Source organism: Virgibacillus sp. M23 (assembly GCF_034190895.1).
In the GTDB taxonomy this organism is placed as follows: Bacteria; Bacillota; Bacilli; order Bacillales; family Amphibacillaceae; genus Virgibacillus; species Virgibacillus salarius.
Window position 1 is genome coordinate 1 of the sequence record NZ_JAWDHA010000030.1, and the last position, 17,761, is coordinate 17,761.

Sequence of the window (17,761 nt, forward strand, 5' to 3'; positions counted from 1 at the left end):
GGAAAGGGAAGTGGGCAGCCGGAGTGGTGGTCAAGCAAGCAGTAGCTATTATTCCATAATAGCTACTAGAGGAAGCGTAAATCTGAGCATTTAGTGATAAGGACTGAGCGAATTTTGCTCAGTTTTTTTTATCCCACATATATCTGTCAGTAATTGTTCGATTGGTTCAAAGGCCTTTAATCATCCCCTTGTGGTACTAACAATCAGTGGGGAATAACAATACCCCCACTGATTGAAGTTTCACTTTATTGGATATGTATGTAATGATAAATAATATTAATTACATTAGATAGGTTAGTAAATAATGAGAATCAGACGTTTACAAAATCAGGTGGGTCTGGTTATAGAAGGCGCTAAAGTAGTGATTGCAGATAATGAGAAGAGTAACACATATGAGTGCAGTTACTAGGTTAGGTGTGTACAGAAAGCGCTGATCTCATATGTTCTAAATGTGAACATCAGCGATCTCTAAAGCAGAACCCTTTTTTCAGAGAAGTTTTATTTTATAATATAAAATTATTTGTATTTAAAGTATAATTACAGTACAAAGCTTTACTTAATTGTCTAGTAAAAAGGAAGGTAATTCATGACGGAAGAGAATATAACGCGGATACATATAGGAAATAAAGAATATATCTTAATTGGAACTGCCCATGTTTCTAAGCATAGTGCTGAACAGGTAAAGAATGTGATTGAAGCAGAAAAACCAGATGCTGTCTGTGTAGAATTAGATGAGCAGCGCTTCCAATCGGTTCAAGATGGTAATAGCTGGCGGGAAATGGATATATTTAAGGTAATTAAAGAAAAGAAGGCAACCTTATTATTAATGAATCTTGCGATATCTTCTTTTCAAAAACGAATGGCGAAACAGTTTGGTATTAATCCAGGTCAAGAAATGATTCAAGGCATTAAGTCTGCAGAGGAGAATGATGCAAAACTTGTGTTAGCAGATCGAAATATCCAGATTACCTTTTCGCGAATATGGCATAATATTGGATTAAAGGGAAAAGCAATATTATTAACGCAAGTGATAGCTAGTATCTTCAGTAGGGAGAGTATTTCCGAAGAAGAGTTAGAAAAAATGAAGACACAAGATACTATAAATACCATTTTGCAGGAGTTTACCGATACATTTCCTAAGTTAAAAGAGCCGTTAATCGATGAAAGGGATCAATATTTAGCGCAAAAAATTAAAGATGCCCCGGGTAATAAGGTCGTTGCTGTACTCGGCGCAGCTCATGTCCCAGGAATTAAAGAAGAGATTAAGCGGGAGCACAATTTGCAAAAACTAGCAGAAATTCCACCAAAGTCGAAGATTCCCAAGATTATTGGTTGGTCTATCCCTGTGCTTATTCTCGCTATCATTGCTTATACGTTTTTTGCGAATCCAGCAGCTGGGTGGGAACAAACGCTGAGCTGGGTGATTTGGAATGGAAGCTTGTCCGCAATTGGAGCTTTAATAGCATTTGGTCACCCGTTAACAATTCTTACTGCATTTTTGGTCGCTCCTCTTACTTCATTAAATCCATTGTTAGCAGCTGGTTGGTTTGCCGGCTTTGTTCAGGCCTATATTCGCAGGCCACATGTGCGGGATTTTGAAACACTTTCGGAGGATGTATTCACCGTTAAGGGCTTTTGGAGGAATAAAGTGACAAGAGTATTATTGATTGTGGTTCTTGCTAATTTAGGAAGCTCACTCGGGACTTTTATCGGTGGTGTAGATGTCATCCGTGTGTTTCTAGAGAACCTATAACAGCTTAATGCTGAAAAGGAGTTTGGGATCACAGTGGATAAGGAAGCACGTATTATCGATGATTTGATGGAGAAAATGATTAAAAAAGCAATGGAGCCAGGAGAAAAGCTCCCCTCAGAAAACCAGCTAGCAACTGCCTATCGTGTACCACGAATTACTGCCAGAAAAGCTCTTATGGTACTAGAAGAACGTGGTTATATATACTCTGTGCATGGGAAAGGACGTTTTTTAAAGGAGGCACCTATTCCCATTCAGCTACATTTAACGGGGAAGGTAAGCTTTACAGATAAAATGAGGCAAGCTGGCTACAATCTAACAACAAAGAATGCGTTTTGTAAGAAAATCGATTATGAAGAGAAAATATTCAAGATACTAAAGGCAACCAACCGAAATACCGTTTATCAAATAGGTAGACTTCGCTTGATTGATGATGAACCAATTGCCATTCACCAATCATTTGTAAACGAGTTGAAGTTCCCGCAAATTGCTGAAGATGGCCCTAAGATTAAGTCGATGTTTTCTTATTATCGAGAATTAGGCTATACACAATTTACGAGTAATCAAACATTGCTTAGTATTACGTTCCCTACTTTTTCTGAGCAGCAATTATTATCTTGTAGCAGTATGGTACCACTTATTATCGTGGAAAGTGACTGCTTGGATGTAGAGACAGGGGATGTCCTCGAGTATACGAAAATACTCTACCGGAGTGATAAATTTAAATACGATATTACGATGCAATAGGAACTAGTAACACTCCTTATTTATAGGATAGCTAATAAAAAACTAGATTCGTTTTACTTTACCTCTTTAGATAAACCAATATCTAAAGAGGTATTTTTATCCCATCTATTACTGGCAGTAAGACCCCCACTTTCAATTACTAATGAAATGGGAGATCGCCTGCCAGTAAATGTCTGATTGGTTCAAAGCAAAGACCTCTAGGTCATACCCTTGTGGTACTAACAATCAGAGGGTAATAAACAAAACCCCTACTGATTGAAGGTTCGGGATTTTTAAAATATGTCGTCTTACACATACGATAGGATGGTGAAAATGGATGAAAAACAGGAAAGTAAAGGTACGCTTTCGATGAAAGAGAAAGCAGTTTCGTTTTTACGACTCGTAGCATCAGGGAAAGTCAGGAAAGCGTATAGTAGTCACGTCGGTCCAGGCTTTTGCCATCACCCCCCTTATTTTCGTGGTGATGCTAATTCACTTATGTTAGCAATGGAGGAAAATGCAGCAGAGAATCCTGACAAGCTATTTGAGGCCAAACGTATTATTGGAGATAGCGAATTCGTTGCGGTTCATTCACTTGTCAAACAAAACAAGGATGACCTTGGAGGTGTTGTTGTTCATATTTTCCGTTTCCAGGATGACAAGATTGTTGAATTGTGGGATGTGGGTCAACCCATTCCAGAGGATTCCCCTAATGAGAATGGGGTGTTTTAAACTCCTGAAAATGTGTATACCAAACGCTCTTTTCATCAATTCGGTCTCCTATAATTCGGTAATCTTAAATAGAATTTAGCAAAGATATCTTTAAAAATAAAAACCAGCTAAACCTTCTTCTGTGAAGATAGCTGTTTTTTTGATGTGTGAAATTGTATATACGAAACATGCCGGGATTAAATAGTAAAAATTTAAAATATTGTAAATTTAGTGTAAATTAACAGCGATACGTCTTGTTTTTTATGTATAGCTCGTAGATAATGTGATTGTAATAAAACACCTTAACATTTAAATATAACTTATTTGAAATAAATTTACTACCTAAGGTTTTTATTTTTAAATTATATGTAATATTCAGATAATAAGTTATGGCTAATTTAGGAGGGCTCCATATGAAAATAATCTTAAAGAATATTTCCATGAAATTTGATGATGTAATTGCTGTAGACAAGCTTAATGTAACGATGGAGGAAGGTAGCCTAGTTTCTTTGCTAGGACCAAGTGGATGTGGAAAAAGTACTACCTTGTTCATGTTGGCTGGATTATACCAGCCTACTTCTGGCCAATTATTTTTTGGTGATCAGCTCGTCAATAACATCCCACCAGAAAAAAGAGAAATTGGTATGGTTTTTCAAAATTATGCACTATACCCACATATGACGGTGCTTAAAAATATTATGTTTCCTCTAAAAATGGAAAAGGTGCCAAAGAAGATTGCTATGGAAAAAGCTCGTGATATGGCGTCGCTCGTACATATAGATCACTTATTAGATCGAAAGCCTGGCCAATTGTCAGGAGGACAGCAGCAGCGCGTTGCCATCGCTCGTGCACTTGTAAAAAAACCGAAGTTACTCTTGTTGGACGAGCCATTATCTAATTTAGATGCTCGACTAAGGTTGGAAATGCGTGAAGAGATTAAACGTATTCAACAAGCCACAGGTATTACGACCATTTTTGTGACACATGATCAGGAAGAGGCGTTAAGCATTTCAGATAAAATTCTCTTGATGAAGAATGGCAGATTTCAACAGTTTAGTGGGCCACAAGATATTTATGATCATCCTAAAAACGAATTTGTCGCACAATTTCTCGGGAATCCACCTATTAATCTTTTACCAGCAACTCTCAGTGGAGATAGGTATACCGTTCAGCTCACGGAAACGGGAGAAGTTATTCAACTTCCATACCCAGTTTCAAAGGAAGTTAAGTGGAATGAATTATTGCTCGTTGGTATTCGACCTGAGGATTTATATATAGAAGTCGATGAAAACAAGCAGGGTATTGGAGGAAAGGTGCTTATAGTCGAACGAATTGGTAGGGATAACTTGGTAAGTTTCCTTATAGGTGAACGAAAGGTAAGAGCAATCGTTCCGCTGGATGCCTCCATTACACAAGGACAGCGGGTTAAATTCGGATTACATCCAAATCGCTTTCATATTTTTAGAGAAACAGATGGAGAGAATCTATTAACAGGAAAATCGCTTATAACCAGCCATCAGCATAGTGAGGAGGAAGTAGTTTGAATGAAAGTCCTACTATAAGAAAAACAATAAAAGCATTTTTCTATCTGCTTCCAGCATTGGCGGTGCTTATCGTATTTAACTTATATCCGATTATAAAGTCTTTTATCATGAGCTTTTATACGGATTACGACTATTTTAAAGACGAGGTATATGCTCGTGGGTTCGACAATTATCAGTATATCCTTCAAGATGATGAATTTTGGCGCTCTATGTATAACACGTTGATATATGTGATAGGGGTAGTACCGATTTCCATTCTATTATCATTAGGTATTGCTGTGATGCTAAACCAGAACATCCGTCTCAGAGGATTGTTCCGAACCATTTATTTTGTTCCGTTTGTTACCTCCGTTGTTGCAGTATCTATTGTTTGGCGATGGATTTTCCATACAGAATACGGCGTTTTGAATTATTTCTTAAGCTTTATTGGAATTGACGCGATTGAATGGCTAACAGATCCGCAGTGGGCAATGCCTTCATTAATTATTCTTGCAATTTGGAAGGGGCTCGGCTATAACATTATTATTTTTCTAGCAGGACTGCAAAATGTGAACAAGCAGTATTATTTAGCAGCACAGATAGATGGTGCTTCTAAATGGGAGAGATTTAAAAATATTACAGTACCACTAATCTCCCCGACGACCTTTTTTATTTCTATTATCTCGATTATCAATGCATTCAAGGTGTTTGATGAAGTGTTTGCACTGTTTGGCGGGCAGCCAGGTCCTGCTGGTAGTGCTCAAACCATTGTGTATTACATCTTCAATAGATTTTATGGGGATTGGGACTTTGGCGTTGCTTCTGCTGCCGCGTATATGTTGTTTTTGGTAATCTTTATCTTTACCTTAATCCAGCTATATGTTGGGAAGAAAAAGGTAAATTATTAATAGGGAGGATGCGAAGAAATGGTAAAGAAAGAAGCGATGTCTAAAGGATTTATTTATCTGTTACTAACGCTAGGTGCTTTATTAATGCTCCTTCCATTCGTCTGGATGATTAGTACTTCATTAAAGGCCTCTAATGAAGTTATGATTATGCCTCCACAATGGATTCCTGGAGATTTCCAGTGGGAGAATTATTCGAAAGCTTTTGAGGTTGCCCCGTTTGCGCGCTATGCCTTTAATAGTTTTTTTGTATTGATTGCAAGTACGCTAGGTGAATTAATAACGACCATTTTGGCAGCCTATGCTTTTTCGAGAGTTCAATTTTATGGGAAAAATATCATTTTTGCCATACTACTAGGAACCATGATGGTTCCAGGAGAAGTACTATTGACACCAAATTTTGTTACGTTGGTAAACCTAGGTTGGATTGATCAATATGAAGCTTTAATTGTTCCATGGCTTGCAAGTATATTTTCGATTTTTTTATTACGTCAGTTCTTTCTTGGAATTCCCCAAGAACTTTCCTATGCTGCCAAAATTGACGGTTGCAGTGATTTCAAGTTTCTTTGGACAATCATGGTACCACTTGCAAAGCCTGCGCTAATAACCATTGTAATACTAAAAGCAATTGGTAGCTGGAACGCATTCCTTTGGCCATTAATTGTGACTAATTCAGAGGAAATGCGGACACTTCCAGTAGGCTTGACTGCTTTCAGTACAGAAACAGGTACTGTCTATGAATTATTAATGGCTGCTTCGACTATGATTATTCTGCCGATGATCATTTTATATATTATTTTGCAAAAGTACATTATTGAAGGGGTAGCAAAGGCTGGTTTAAAAGGATAAGTTCGACTATCGGTGTGATGGAACCTCGAGCTTTACGTTCTAAAGCAGGGGCGGGTAGGTAGGTGCTAATTGTTCAACTTACTTCTGTTAGAGGAATCAATGCTCTACAGAGTGACGTTTTTACAATATAAAATACATAATGATGGAGGGTATAATATGAAAAAGTTTTTATTCGTTTTGCTTGTAGGTCTAATCGCAATTAGCTTAGTAGCATGTGGGAATGCTGAGAAACCAAATGAGGACAAGAAAAAAGAAACGGCTTCTGTTCCAGAAGAGCTAACAGGTCCAGTAGAAATTGAATTTTGGCATGCTATGACAGGTGGTCTAGAGGAGACGTTAAAAACAATGACAGATGAATTTAATCAGTCTCAGGATAATATTACGGTAAAGCTTGTTAGCCAAGGATCGTACGATGATTTGTCAAAAAAATTAATGGCTTCTGCTAAAGCAGAAAACGCGCCCGTCATGGCACAGGCTTATGAAGACTGGATGACGCAGTACATTGAGAATGATTTAATCACTGACCTAACACCATATATGGAACATAAGCAGCATGGTTGGTCTAAAAATGAATTAAACGATATTGTTTCGGTTTTCCGTGAAGCGAATACATGGGAGGACAAGATGTATGGTGTCCCATTTAATAAGAGTACTGAAGTTCTTTACTACAATACAGACATGCTAACAGAAAAGAATCTAGAGATACCAGCAACCTGGGAAGGTTATCAGGCTGCAGCAAAAGCACTTACAACGAATAAAGACGGTAAGCAAGTGGTTGGATTAGGCTTTGAGAATTCAATAGGGCTATCCTTCCCAACGTATGTGCGCCAAGCAGGAGGCAAAACAATCGATGGTGCAGTGGATGAAGTAACCTTCAATACTCCAGAAGCCAAAACAGCGCTTGAATTTTTAAATGGGATGATTGCAGAAGGTACTGCCAGGCTTGCTGGAGAAGATGGTTATATGTCGAGTCCATTTGGTCGGGGAGACGTTGCAATGTATGTAGGATCATCAGCTGGAATATCCTTTGTTGGTGCTGAAGCGGAAGGAAAGATCAACTGGTCTGTAGCACCATTACCTAAAGGTAAAGCAGCAGCAACGGCTTTTCAGGGTACCAATTTAGCTATATTTAATTCTGCAACCGACGAAGAAAAGCTTGCTGCTTGGGAGTATATGAAGTTTCTAACAAGTACGGAACAGACTGTTTTTTGGGCAAAATCCACTGGTTATGTGCCAGTACGTACGTCTGCATTAGAGACGGATGAATGGAAAAAGTATGTAGAGGAAAATCCAGCCTATGGAGTAGCAGCTTCCCAATTTGATGCTGGCTACTATGATCCCCATATCAAAGGGAAGTCTGGTATAAATGAAGCTTTGAATAAGGAGATCCAATCCGTATTATTACAAGAAAAGTCAATTGAAGATGGACTAAAGGACTTGCAAAAATCGGCACAGGATGCTGTAGATAAAGCAAATTAGTAGGTTTAAGCAAAAAGTGGAAACATTAAAAGTATATGGGCAAGGTAGGAGCTGAACAGCCTCCTCCTTGAAATTATAAGAAGGTAGGCGAGTAGGTTGAAAGAAGCATGTAATCACACAAAAATCCGCTTTTGGGGAGGACTGCGTACGATTGGCGGTACAATTGTATCCATTGAATACAAAGAGAGTCGTGTAATTTTTGATTTTGGTTTAATCTTTAGTCCAGATACCAGTATGTTGGATGAGAAAATAAAAGAGCGATCAAGCAAGATCGTGAAGGATTACCTGAAACTCGGATTGATACCACCGATAGATGGTATCTATCAGGCTGAAGATCTCGAGGGATTAGCTGATCCTCTTCCAGAAGAACGGGACGCAAGGCATACAGCTGTGATTGTTTCTCATTTACATTTGGATCATATGGGAGGCGTGGGTATGCTGTCACCACAAATTCCTGTCTATTTCACAGAGGACTCCTTGAAATTGTATCGGTCATTGGAAGTAGTAGGGGAAGCCGTAAAGGGGCATAAACCAAGCCTTCGTGCTTGTACATATAATGAGACGTTTCAAATTGGCGAGATTTGTATTACGCCAATTCGGGTTGATCATGATGTCATAGGTGCCTGTGGTTTTCATGTGCAGACACCAGATGGAGCCGTATTTTACACCGGTGATTTTCGTCTTCATGGAAAAAATCCTCAATGGATGGAAACCGCGATCGAAAAAGTGAAGGACCGAGGCTTTGATGTACTCATCATGGAAGGAACAACATTACGGGGAATCGAAGAAAGGAAACAGCCAATTATTGCTGATCGAGCATTGCCTACGAGCTTAGTAAAGGAAGCTAGTATTGCTGGTCATATGATGGAAATCTTACAGGAGACAACCGGTCTCGGGTTATTTAATATCTATCACCGCAATATTGAACGTTTAAAAACAATGCTGGAAGTTGCCAATCTAGCTAAGCGAAAGCTTGTGTTTGAATTAGAAACAGCATATATAGCTGAACAATTTCTCGGCAAAAGGAATTTTTCAGTATATCTTCCAGCAAATACGAAGCATGAGAGCATCATAGGGACATTACCTGGTTGGAAGGAGGATTTAATGAGTCGCTATGAAACAGTGGATGCAAGCGTTATTAACAGAAATCCATCGGCGTATTTATTACAAATGAGTTATGAAAATTCATTAGAGCTATTTGATTTACATGTGAGTCAAGGAGTGTATCTTCACTCTAACGGTACACCTTTAGGAGATTACGATCCGGCTTATCATCATCTGATAAATTTATTGAATATGCTTGGTGTGCCAAGATTTTTAGCAGGTACTGGAGGGCATGCCATTCCGCAGCATTTAAAGTATATATTGGAGAGGTTGAACCCAAAAACATTGATCCCGTTACATAGTTTTCATCCCGAACGACTCATTCCAGACCATGGTCGGCTAGTAATGCCTGAATATGGGGTAACGTATGTATTGAAAAATAATGAACTCTATAAATCTAACGGTTGAGACCGGGAATAGCATTAGTATTTCCGGTCTTTTTGTTTGTCTCGTTTTATCCCACATCTAACTGGCAGTTAGACCTCATCTAATTTGAAGCTTCACTTTATGTGAAAATAGTATCCTTTGGTATGCTGTTTTGTTATATGGACTAAAGGTCATCTGTCTTCGTTCGTTTACATGATAAAGGATTCCTTTACAAATTCTTTACGATATTTTAAAACACAGCAACTTGGCAACAAGTTACGATGGGTTTGTAAAGGAGGGTGCATGAAATGAAGAGGCGCAGAAGAACCGAAATTCTTATTCAAGATGATACAACATTGGCAAAGCAGCTCGCAGAAGGCCTTTTACAGAACTATACTTATCGGGAAATTGTCGCTCCGCACTACGGATTAACGATGGTTAAGATGCGAGAGTCGGCTAAGAACTCCTTATTCTATATTGGCGAAGTACTTGTAACAGAAGCAAAAGTAGAAATCAATCAGCATGTCGGCATTGGTGTTGTCCAGGGAATGGAAGACGAATTAGCATTACAGCTTGCCATTATCGATGCTGCTTACAATGCCAATTTACCGCAAACGAAGGAATGGCATGATTTACTTCTACAGGCAGAGGCCGAAATAACGATGAAAAAAGCTAAAAAACAGGCAGAACTATTTGAAACAAAGGTAAACTTTGAAACGATGGACAATTGAGTTGAAGCTAATAGGGAAGTCTCAAAAGGTACAGGTAGACACAACGACTAGAAGATACCAGACTCCTGGGAAAGAGTTATCGTACGGAACGAGTAGTTGTTGACCGGTAGCAATCAGTGGCGGATAAACAAAACCCATACTGATTGAAGTTTCAGTTTATTCAAAATAGGGGATTAGGGGAGATTGTATGGCTATAGATCAAGTGCATGATTTACAGCAAGTATATAGGAAGATCTTGTATAGTATGTCTCGACCTGGTGACATTTCAATTCTTCGAGAACAGGCAGAGCAGGTGGATTATCAATTACCATGTTATGATGCTACTTTACTTAGCGCAATGGCTTTATTAGATGGAGAGGTTTCCTTTCATCTTATATCAGAAAAACAGCAGCAGGTTGGCGGAAAAATATCGGAATATACCTTAGCAAAGCAAGCACCTGCTGATAAGGCAGATTATATTATCGTTTTACAGGATGCAACGGAGCTATCCATCTTACAGGCGATCTATCAGTGTAAAATAGGTGATTTAATTGATCCCCAAAATTCCAGCACGTGGATCATCGAAACACCAAAACTTTCGAATACGGCTGAATTGAAATTAATGGGACCCGGTATTAAAAATGAGGTCAAGCTGTTTACGGGCATTTATACAAAAGCATGGCAAGCTCGTAAGGAACGAATAAATGAGTACCCCTTAGGCATCGATCTGATTATAACAGATGCGCAGGCACATATCGTTTGTATCCCTAGAACGACTACAGTTGAAATTACGGGGGTGGAATAAATGGGGTATGTAGCAGTTAAAGGTGGAACAAAGGCGATTGAGGCTTCGATTAAACGATTAACCTATGAACGTTTAAAGGAAAGTGAGATTATTGAGGTTAAAACGATAATGGCAACAATGCGATCCCTAGTTGATCAAGTTATGTCGGAGAGTAGCTTGTATTCTCCCTTTCTAGCAGCATTATCCATCAAACAGGCTGAGGGAAGTATGGAAGAGGCCGTTTTTATTATGCGAGCACATCGATCAACCTTGCCTAGACTATATTACAGTCAAACCGTAGAATCGGAGTCAATGTTTGTTGAGCGTCGTATCTCTGCAAGCTTTAAAGATATTCCTGGGGGGCAATTGCTAGGAGCAACCACAGATTATACACATCGATTATTGGATTTTTCTTTATTGGATGAGCGTGTTAAGCAGAATGAAGAATGGGTAAAGGCTTATGAACTGGAGCTTGCAAACATAAAAGCTACGGATAAGGTTAGCTATTTCCCTAAAGTGGTGGAATATCTAAGAAAAGAAGGGTTATTTGATACCTATGAGGCTGATGATACGAAACCGGTTGATATCACGAAGGAAAACCTTCCATTCCCTGCTCCAAGAAGTGCAAGGCTGCAAGTATTAACTCGTGGTCAAACAGGAGCGGTAACTGCATTGGGATATGCATCTTTACGGGGATATGGGCAAGTACATCCAACCGTTGGAGAAGTACGTGTGGGCGCACTACCTGTCTATGTTGACCAGCCGAATGGTACAGGACAGAATCATGAAGATCCATATTATATTGGGGAAATTAAAGTTTCGGAAGTGGAGTCGTTTGTACCAGTATCAACGAAAAACCAAAAGAATGAAGCGGAATTGGAATTTGAAATCGGATATGGTGTTTGCTATGGCCAAAATGAAACGAAGGCAATTGCAATGAGTATTTTAGATCAATGCTTGGAGCATCCTGAATCCAATTTTCCTACACATGATGAAGAGTTTGTACTGCTACATATTGACTCTGTTGAGTCTACTGGTTTCATTTCACATTTGAAGCTACCACATTATGTGACCTTTCAGTCTAAGCTGGATAGTGTTCGTGAAGTGAAAAAGGAGGGGAAAGAGTAATGAAAACAATGACACACTTTGCCTTTTTCGATGAAGGTTCTAAAAAGGAGATTCGTCGCGCCACGTTAAAAGCAGTCGCTATTCCAGGCTATCAAGTCCCTTTTGCTTCGAGAGAAATGCCGATAGCAAGAGGCTGGGGGACAGGAGGACTTCAGCTTACCCTATCCTTAATCGGCAAGACAGATATCGTAAAAGTAATTGATCAGGGGGCTGATGAATCCGTAAACGCTGTTAGCATTAAGAAGTTGGTGCAACAAACAACCAATGTAGCACTAACGGAGAACACAGAAGCAGCATCACTTATACAATCAAGGCACCGAATCCCGGAAGTACCATTAACGAAGGAGCAAATACTTGTATTGCAAGTACCAACTCCAGAACCACTTCGACAAGTGGAAGCTAGTGAATATATAACCAAAAGATTACATGCGGAAGATGAATATAGTGGAGTATGGCTGCTTTTGTTTGAACAAATTATGAAGTACGGAAAGACAGCAACAGGGGCGGATCATCCGGTTTATGTGAATGGGCGTTATGTAATGGCCCCTAGCCCAATTCCGAGGTTTGATAATCAGAAATTGCATTATTCTGAAGCTCTTATTCTTCTGGGTGCAGGGAGAGAGAAGAAAATTTATGCTGTCCCGCCATATACAGATGTAAATTCACTTGCGTTTGAGGATTATCCTTTTACAGTGGAATCCTTTGCCGATCATACATGTTATTTATGCGGTGCTGATGATGTGTTTCTCGATGAGCTAATCGATGAAACTTCTGGTAAGAGCTATTATCAATGTAATGATACAAGCTATTGTGTCGATCGGTTAAATTCACTGAAGGAAAAGGAGGCTGCACCCACTCATGCATGAACAACCAATCTTATGCGTTCGGAATTTAAATAAACAATTCGGTGGTGGTTGTCAGGATTGTAGAGAAACGTCCACTCGAAAACTAGAGAGAAATTATTGCTCCACATGTGGGACGGTATATGCTTGCCAGGATATATCCTTGGAATTATTCCCTGGTGAAATCCTTGGGATTGTAGGAGAAAGTGGCAGTGGAAAATCTACGATGATGCAGTGCTTATATTTTGATGAGCCAGTTACTTCCGGAGATGCATATATTCATGATGTTGAATTGGAAGGGCAGAATGTATTTAATCTGTCTTCACAAAAGAAACGATATATTCGTAATCATAAATACGGAATGGTCTATCAAAATCCGGTAAAAGGATTAAAAATGAATTTTTCTACCATGGGTAATATTGCAGAAAAACAAATTGCTGCAGGTAATCGTAACGTTACAACGATGGAGAGGACGGGTAGTGAGTTGTTAGAAAATGTCCATATCCCATTGTTTCGAGCGAAGGAGGAGCCACGTAATTTTTCCGGTGGTATGCAGCAGCGTGTTCAAATTGCAAAAGCACTTTCGAATAATCCGCCCATTCTATTTCTCGATGAAGTTACAACAGGTCTTGATTTGTCCGTTCAAGCAAATGTATTGGACTTGATTAAGAGGATTCAAAGAGAATCTGGAATTAGTATGATCGTTGTATCGCACGATCTAGCAGTTATTCGAATGCTGGCAGATCGCACAATTGTCATGCTGAACGGAGCCATCATTGAACAAGGGCTAACAGATCAGATTATGGAAGATCCACAACATGCGTACACGCAACGATTGGTTTACTCATTATTATAGGAGGGATAGCTACGGTGTATATTATTCATAATGGAAAAGTGATTACAGAAGAAACGATTTTAGAAGGATATGCTGTTGTTGTGGAAGGTGATCATATCCAAGCGATTATTCCTGAAGAAAGCATTAATGAATATAAAGCTGCAGACCACATAAACGCAAATGGTGGGTATATTTCACCTGGATTTATTGATATTCATTCTGATTATATTGAGACAATTGCTTCTCCACGGCCAACGAGTATGATGGATTTCCATATTAGCTTACGTGAGGCCGAAAAAATACTAATTAGTCATGGAATAACGACGATGTTCCACTCGCTTTCCTTCTATCGTGAGGATGTATTTACACATAAGCCAATGCGTTATCCAGAGAATGTGCAGCGCATGGTAGATGCTATTGCAGCTACTCATAATGAGCTTCATTTAATCCGCCATCGACTGCATGCGCGGTTTGAGATTGATAATGTTTCAGAAGTTGATCGACTGATTCAAAATATAAACGATGATAAAGTCCATTTATTGTCTTTTATGGATCATACACCTGGGCAAGGACAGTATCGTGATTTAGAGGTATACAGACAAACCCTTCAGGGATATCGTGCATTATCAGATGATGATGTACAGACAATTATTTTAGAACGTCAAAATATGAAATGCTTGTCGATCGATCAAATAAAAGAAATAGCTGACATAGCTTTAGCAAAGGGAATAGCTGTAGCCTCGCATGATGACGATAATGTGGAGAAGCTGGATTTAGTAGCTTCATTTGGAACCACAATTAGCGAATTTCCAATAACCCTTGATATTGCCAAAAAGGCTAGAGAATTAGGGCTAAAGACAATTGCTGGAGCTCCTAATGTAATGCTTGGAGGTTCTCATTCTGGCAATCTATCTGCTGCTGAGGCAATTGCTGAAAACAGTATTGATATTCTTTGTAGTGACTATTATCCAGCAGCATTATTACATGCCATCTTTACATTAAGTGAGTCGTACAGCAATGATTTACACGAGATGTTTATGAAAGTCACGCTTAATCCTGCTAAAGCCGTACGCATGGATGGAGAGATCGGCTCTATTAAGGCTGGAAAGAAAGCAGACATTATCATCATTGAACGGATGGATGATGGGTATCCAATGCTGACAGCTACGATGGTAAATGGAGCGTTAATTACAACGACAAACTACCGTACCAATTAAAGACGTAGGAGTAAGGAGGAATGAGCCGATGGCATTATTAGAGGTTAAGAATTTCGGTAAGCAATTTACGATTCATCATCTGGGGAAAACGATGCAAGCTGTGGAGAACATTCATTTTTCTTTGGATAAAGGTGAATTTATAGGGATTGTTGGCAAAAGTGGGAGTGGCAAATCTACTATTTTAAAAAGTATCTACCGAACCTATCTGCCCGATACTGGAAATATAGTATATGATTCAAATCGGTTCGGAAAGATTGATTTAGCGAAGGTAACGGAGAGAGAAATGCTGTATTTGCGAAAGCATGAAATCGGCTATGTATCTCAGTTTTTGAATGTCATGCCTCGTACAACATCTAGACAGCTCATAGAAAAAGCGTTACTAGAAATGGAGGAACCAGCAACTATTGCCAAGACTGAGGCTGAGAAAGCATTAAAGCATTTTGAATTGGATCGAAAATTATGGGATGCGTATCCCAATACGTTTTCAGGCGGAGAGAAGCTTCGATTAAATATTGCAATCGCAACAGTGAAGAAACCAAGGTTACTGCTACTTGATGAACCTACTGCAAGTTTAGATCAGCAATCAAAAGTGAAGGTACGTGAGATTATCGAGAAACTAAAAGCAGATGGTACTACATTAGTCGGTATTTTTCATGATATCGAATTTATGGATGGGCTTTGCGATAAGGTGTACGATATGAAATCTAGTCCTGTACCTCTACAGGAGGAAGGTGTTCTATGTGAAGGCTGATCTCCATGTTCATAGTACATACTCCGATGGGGCAGATTCTGTTTATGAAGTTCTACAAAAAGCAGCTAATCATGGGGTCAATTACGTAAGCTTTGTGGATCATGACAGTACGATGGGGCTGGGGGAAAAACAAGTGCTTGGTGCCGAACTAGGGATAAAAGTGATTCCTGGAATAGAAATATCAGCATATGATTTTAAGCGTAAACGAAAGGTTCATATCCTTGGTTATCATTACCATGAACAGGCTAAACATATTGAAGCACTTTGTCGGCCTGTACGAGAAAGGCGTAGAAAACATACTCTTTGGCAAATCGAGCAACTAAAGCGTGTAGGCTATCGATTGGATCAACAAGCTATTATTTCGTCGGCTCTACCTAGTCTAACAGTTTATAAACAACATGTTATGAATTATTTAACAAAATCTGCTTACACTTCTGAAGCATATCAACAACTATATCAAAGTCTGTTTAAAGGTAATGGACCTGCTTCTGGAGATATTGAGTATGTGGATGCGTTTGATGCGGTGAAAGCCATTGTAGCAGATGGTGGAATTGCAGTGGTTGCACATCCCGGCCAACTTCATTCGTATGATATCATTCCTGAACTAGTCGAGGTTGGGTTAGGTGGCATTGAAAGGAATCATCCAGATCATACGAAAGTAGATCATCAACATGTGGAAGAACTAGCTAACACATATCAACTCATAATGACAGGTGGAACAGATTATCACGGTGCATTTGGTACTCCAATCACTGTAGGATCTATCGTTAGTCCTCAGATTCCGATTGAACGAACGGTTAATTATTAAGGGTATGTAAACAAGCTTAAATAATAGTTAAAAAAATGTAAATATAAACTATTTTTAGATTATTTATGTTTCAATGATATAGGACAAATCAATAGAATCGTGAATGCTATCCCCCTGTTTCGTCTATTGGCTTGTCAGATAATCTATGGATGAGGAGCGTTAAGGATGAAAAAAACAATAACGAGGATTGCTGTTTTGCTTTTATTAGCTATTGCTGCGGTTGGTTGCTCGACAGGTAATGCCAACGGAGAGGCTGAAGTTGATGATGTGATTGATATTGTTTGGTATCCAAATGAATCTGGTGAGGATTTGAAATCATCTCGTGATGAAATTGGTAAGGTAATTGCAGACGCAACCGGAAAAGAAGTAGAGCATCACTTAACGACAGATTATGCCATTGCTATTGAGACTTTGGTGAATAATAATGCAGATGTTGCCTTCATGGGGGCACAGGGATACATTGAGGCCAATAAAAGTAATGACGCTATTCAACCTTTAGTTGTTCCTACAGGCCCATCAGGAACATTAGATGATGCGGTATACCATAGCTGGTTAGCGGTAAACATTGATGATCAGGAGAATTACAAAAAGGATGGAGAATTTTCACTTGATACCATTGCTGACAAAAAGTTTTCCTTTGTATCAAACAGTTCTACCTCAGGATTTAAAGTACCTTCTTCAAGTATATTAGCACATTTCACTGAACAGGATGAATATGCAGATTTAACGGAAGAAGATCTAATGGAAGCTGGTCCACTGTTCTCTCAAGTATTGTTTGGGAATTCTCATCAGGGATCTGCGGTGAATTTATTATCGGGTAATGCAGATGTTGCTGCATTTTGTGATACATGTGTAGAAAATTACGTGGAGGTTGCGGAAGGTGAAGAAAATACAGTAGGTTCTGTTTATCGCGTGAAGGACGATGCTGCAGAACCATTTAATAAGGTAACAGATAGCGAATTTACACTAATGAGTGTAACCCCAGTATTAAATGCGCCCTTTGCTGCAAATATGGATACGTTAGGTGAAGAAGATTATAAAAAATTACAAGAGGTTCTAACCTCAGATGAAGTTGCGAATAACCAAGGAATTTTTGTACCAGAGGATTCGGAAGACTCCGCATTATTCTTCAAATCCGATAAGGAACGATTCGCGCCAGTAGAGGATGCTTGGTTTGATCCAATACGTGAAATTTCGAAGTAAGATTGGTGGATAGATGATGGTTGAAAGAGTATGCACCTTTTTCTGGGCATACTCTTCATTTTACAAATGG

Annotated in this window: 17 protein-coding genes; all 17 read left to right on the top strand. The window is 39.1% G+C overall.

The window, feature by feature from the left end:
• Positions 1 to 586: 586 nt before the first annotated feature.
• Complete coding sequence (locus RVS70_RS12525; RefSeq protein ID WP_121604100.1) at positions 587 to 1,753, top strand: TraB/GumN family protein; 1,167 nt, start codon at positions 587 to 589, stop codon at positions 1,751 to 1,753.
• Positions 1,754 to 1,786: 33 nt separating this feature from the next.
• Entirely contained in the window at positions 1,787 to 2,497 is a 711-nt protein-coding gene (locus tag RVS70_RS12530; protein ID WP_318279724.1) for a GntR family transcriptional regulator, read from the top strand.
• A 312-nt stretch (positions 2,498 to 2,809) separates the two neighbouring features.
• Positions 2,810 to 3,208 carry a nuclear transport factor 2 family protein gene (locus RVS70_RS12535; RefSeq protein ID WP_321133533.1) on the top strand — a complete coding sequence of 133 codons (399 nt, stop codon included), beginning with the start codon at positions 2,810 to 2,812 and terminating at the stop codon, positions 3,206 to 3,208.
• 392 nt (positions 3,209 to 3,600) lie between these two features.
• Positions 3,601 to 4,731: an ABC transporter ATP-binding protein gene (locus RVS70_RS12540; RefSeq protein WP_205389248.1), complete on the top strand. Its 1,131-nt coding sequence runs from the start codon at positions 3,601 to 3,603 to the stop codon at positions 4,729 to 4,731.
• Complete coding sequence (locus RVS70_RS12545) at positions 4,728 to 5,618, top strand: carbohydrate ABC transporter permease (protein WP_205389247.1); 891 nt, start codon at positions 4,728 to 4,730, stop codon at positions 5,616 to 5,618. Before RVS70_RS12540 ends, RVS70_RS12545 begins: the two co-directional genes overlap by 4 nt.
• An 18-nt stretch (positions 5,619 to 5,636) precedes the next feature.
• Positions 5,637 to 6,464 carry a carbohydrate ABC transporter permease gene (locus RVS70_RS12550; protein ID WP_026681889.1) on the top strand — a complete coding sequence of 276 codons (828 nt, stop codon included), beginning with the start codon at positions 5,637 to 5,639 and terminating at the stop codon, positions 6,462 to 6,464.
• A gap of 156 nt (positions 6,465 to 6,620) precedes the next feature.
• Complete coding sequence (locus tag RVS70_RS12555) at positions 6,621 to 7,943, top strand: ABC transporter substrate-binding protein (protein WP_205389245.1); 1,323 nt, start codon at positions 6,621 to 6,623, stop codon at positions 7,941 to 7,943.
• Between the two features lie 96 nt (positions 7,944 to 8,039).
• The gene (locus RVS70_RS12560; RefSeq protein WP_205389243.1) at positions 8,040 to 9,455 is read left to right on the top strand and encodes an MBL fold metallo-hydrolase; all 1,416 of its coding nucleotides are present in this window, start codon (positions 8,040 to 8,042) and stop codon (positions 9,453 to 9,455) included.
• Between the two features lie 266 nt (positions 9,456 to 9,721).
• Positions 9,722 to 10,144, top strand: a complete 423-nt coding sequence (gene phnG / locus RVS70_RS12565) for a phosphonate C-P lyase system protein PhnG (protein ID WP_026681886.1) — start codon at positions 9,722 to 9,724, stop codon at positions 10,142 to 10,144.
• A 187-nt stretch (positions 10,145 to 10,331) separates the two neighbouring features.
• Complete coding sequence (gene phnH / locus RVS70_RS12570; protein ID WP_026681885.1) at positions 10,332 to 10,928, top strand: phosphonate C-P lyase system protein PhnH; 597 nt, start codon at positions 10,332 to 10,334, stop codon at positions 10,926 to 10,928.
• Positions 10,929 to 12,035, top strand: a complete 1,107-nt coding sequence (locus tag RVS70_RS12575; RefSeq protein ID WP_205389233.1) for a carbon-phosphorus lyase complex subunit PhnI — start codon at positions 10,929 to 10,931, stop codon at positions 12,033 to 12,035.
• Positions 12,035 to 12,901, top strand: coding sequence for an alpha-D-ribose 1-methylphosphonate 5-phosphate C-P-lyase PhnJ (locus RVS70_RS12580; RefSeq protein WP_205389231.1), 867 nt, complete (start codon positions 12,035 to 12,037; stop codon positions 12,899 to 12,901). Before RVS70_RS12575 ends, RVS70_RS12580 begins: the two co-directional genes overlap by 1 nt.
• Positions 12,894 to 13,733, top strand: a complete 840-nt coding sequence (locus RVS70_RS12585; RefSeq protein WP_205389229.1) for an ATP-binding cassette domain-containing protein — start codon at positions 12,894 to 12,896, stop codon at positions 13,731 to 13,733. Before RVS70_RS12580 ends, RVS70_RS12585 begins: the two co-directional genes overlap by 8 nt.
• A 14-nt stretch (positions 13,734 to 13,747) precedes the next feature.
• Entirely contained in the window at positions 13,748 to 14,929 is a 1,182-nt protein-coding gene (gene phnM, locus RVS70_RS12590; protein WP_026681881.1) for a phosphonate metabolism protein PhnM, read from the top strand.
• A 28-nt stretch (positions 14,930 to 14,957) separates the two neighbouring features.
• Positions 14,958 to 15,680, top strand: coding sequence for a phosphonate C-P lyase system protein PhnL (gene phnL, locus RVS70_RS12595; protein WP_205389220.1), 723 nt, complete (start codon positions 14,958 to 14,960; stop codon positions 15,678 to 15,680).
• On the top strand, positions 15,670 to 16,488 hold the full coding sequence (locus RVS70_RS12600) for a PHP domain-containing protein (RefSeq protein WP_321133541.1): 819 nt from the start codon (positions 15,670 to 15,672) through the stop codon (positions 16,486 to 16,488). The genes phnL and RVS70_RS12600 overlap by 11 nt, the downstream gene beginning before the upstream one ends.
• 165 nt (positions 16,489 to 16,653) lie before the next feature.
• Positions 16,654 to 17,691 carry a PhnD/SsuA/transferrin family substrate-binding protein gene (locus tag RVS70_RS12605; protein ID WP_026681878.1) on the top strand — a complete coding sequence of 346 codons (1,038 nt, stop codon included), beginning with the start codon at positions 16,654 to 16,656 and terminating at the stop codon, positions 17,689 to 17,691.
• Positions 17,692 to 17,761: the final 70 nt, after the last annotated feature.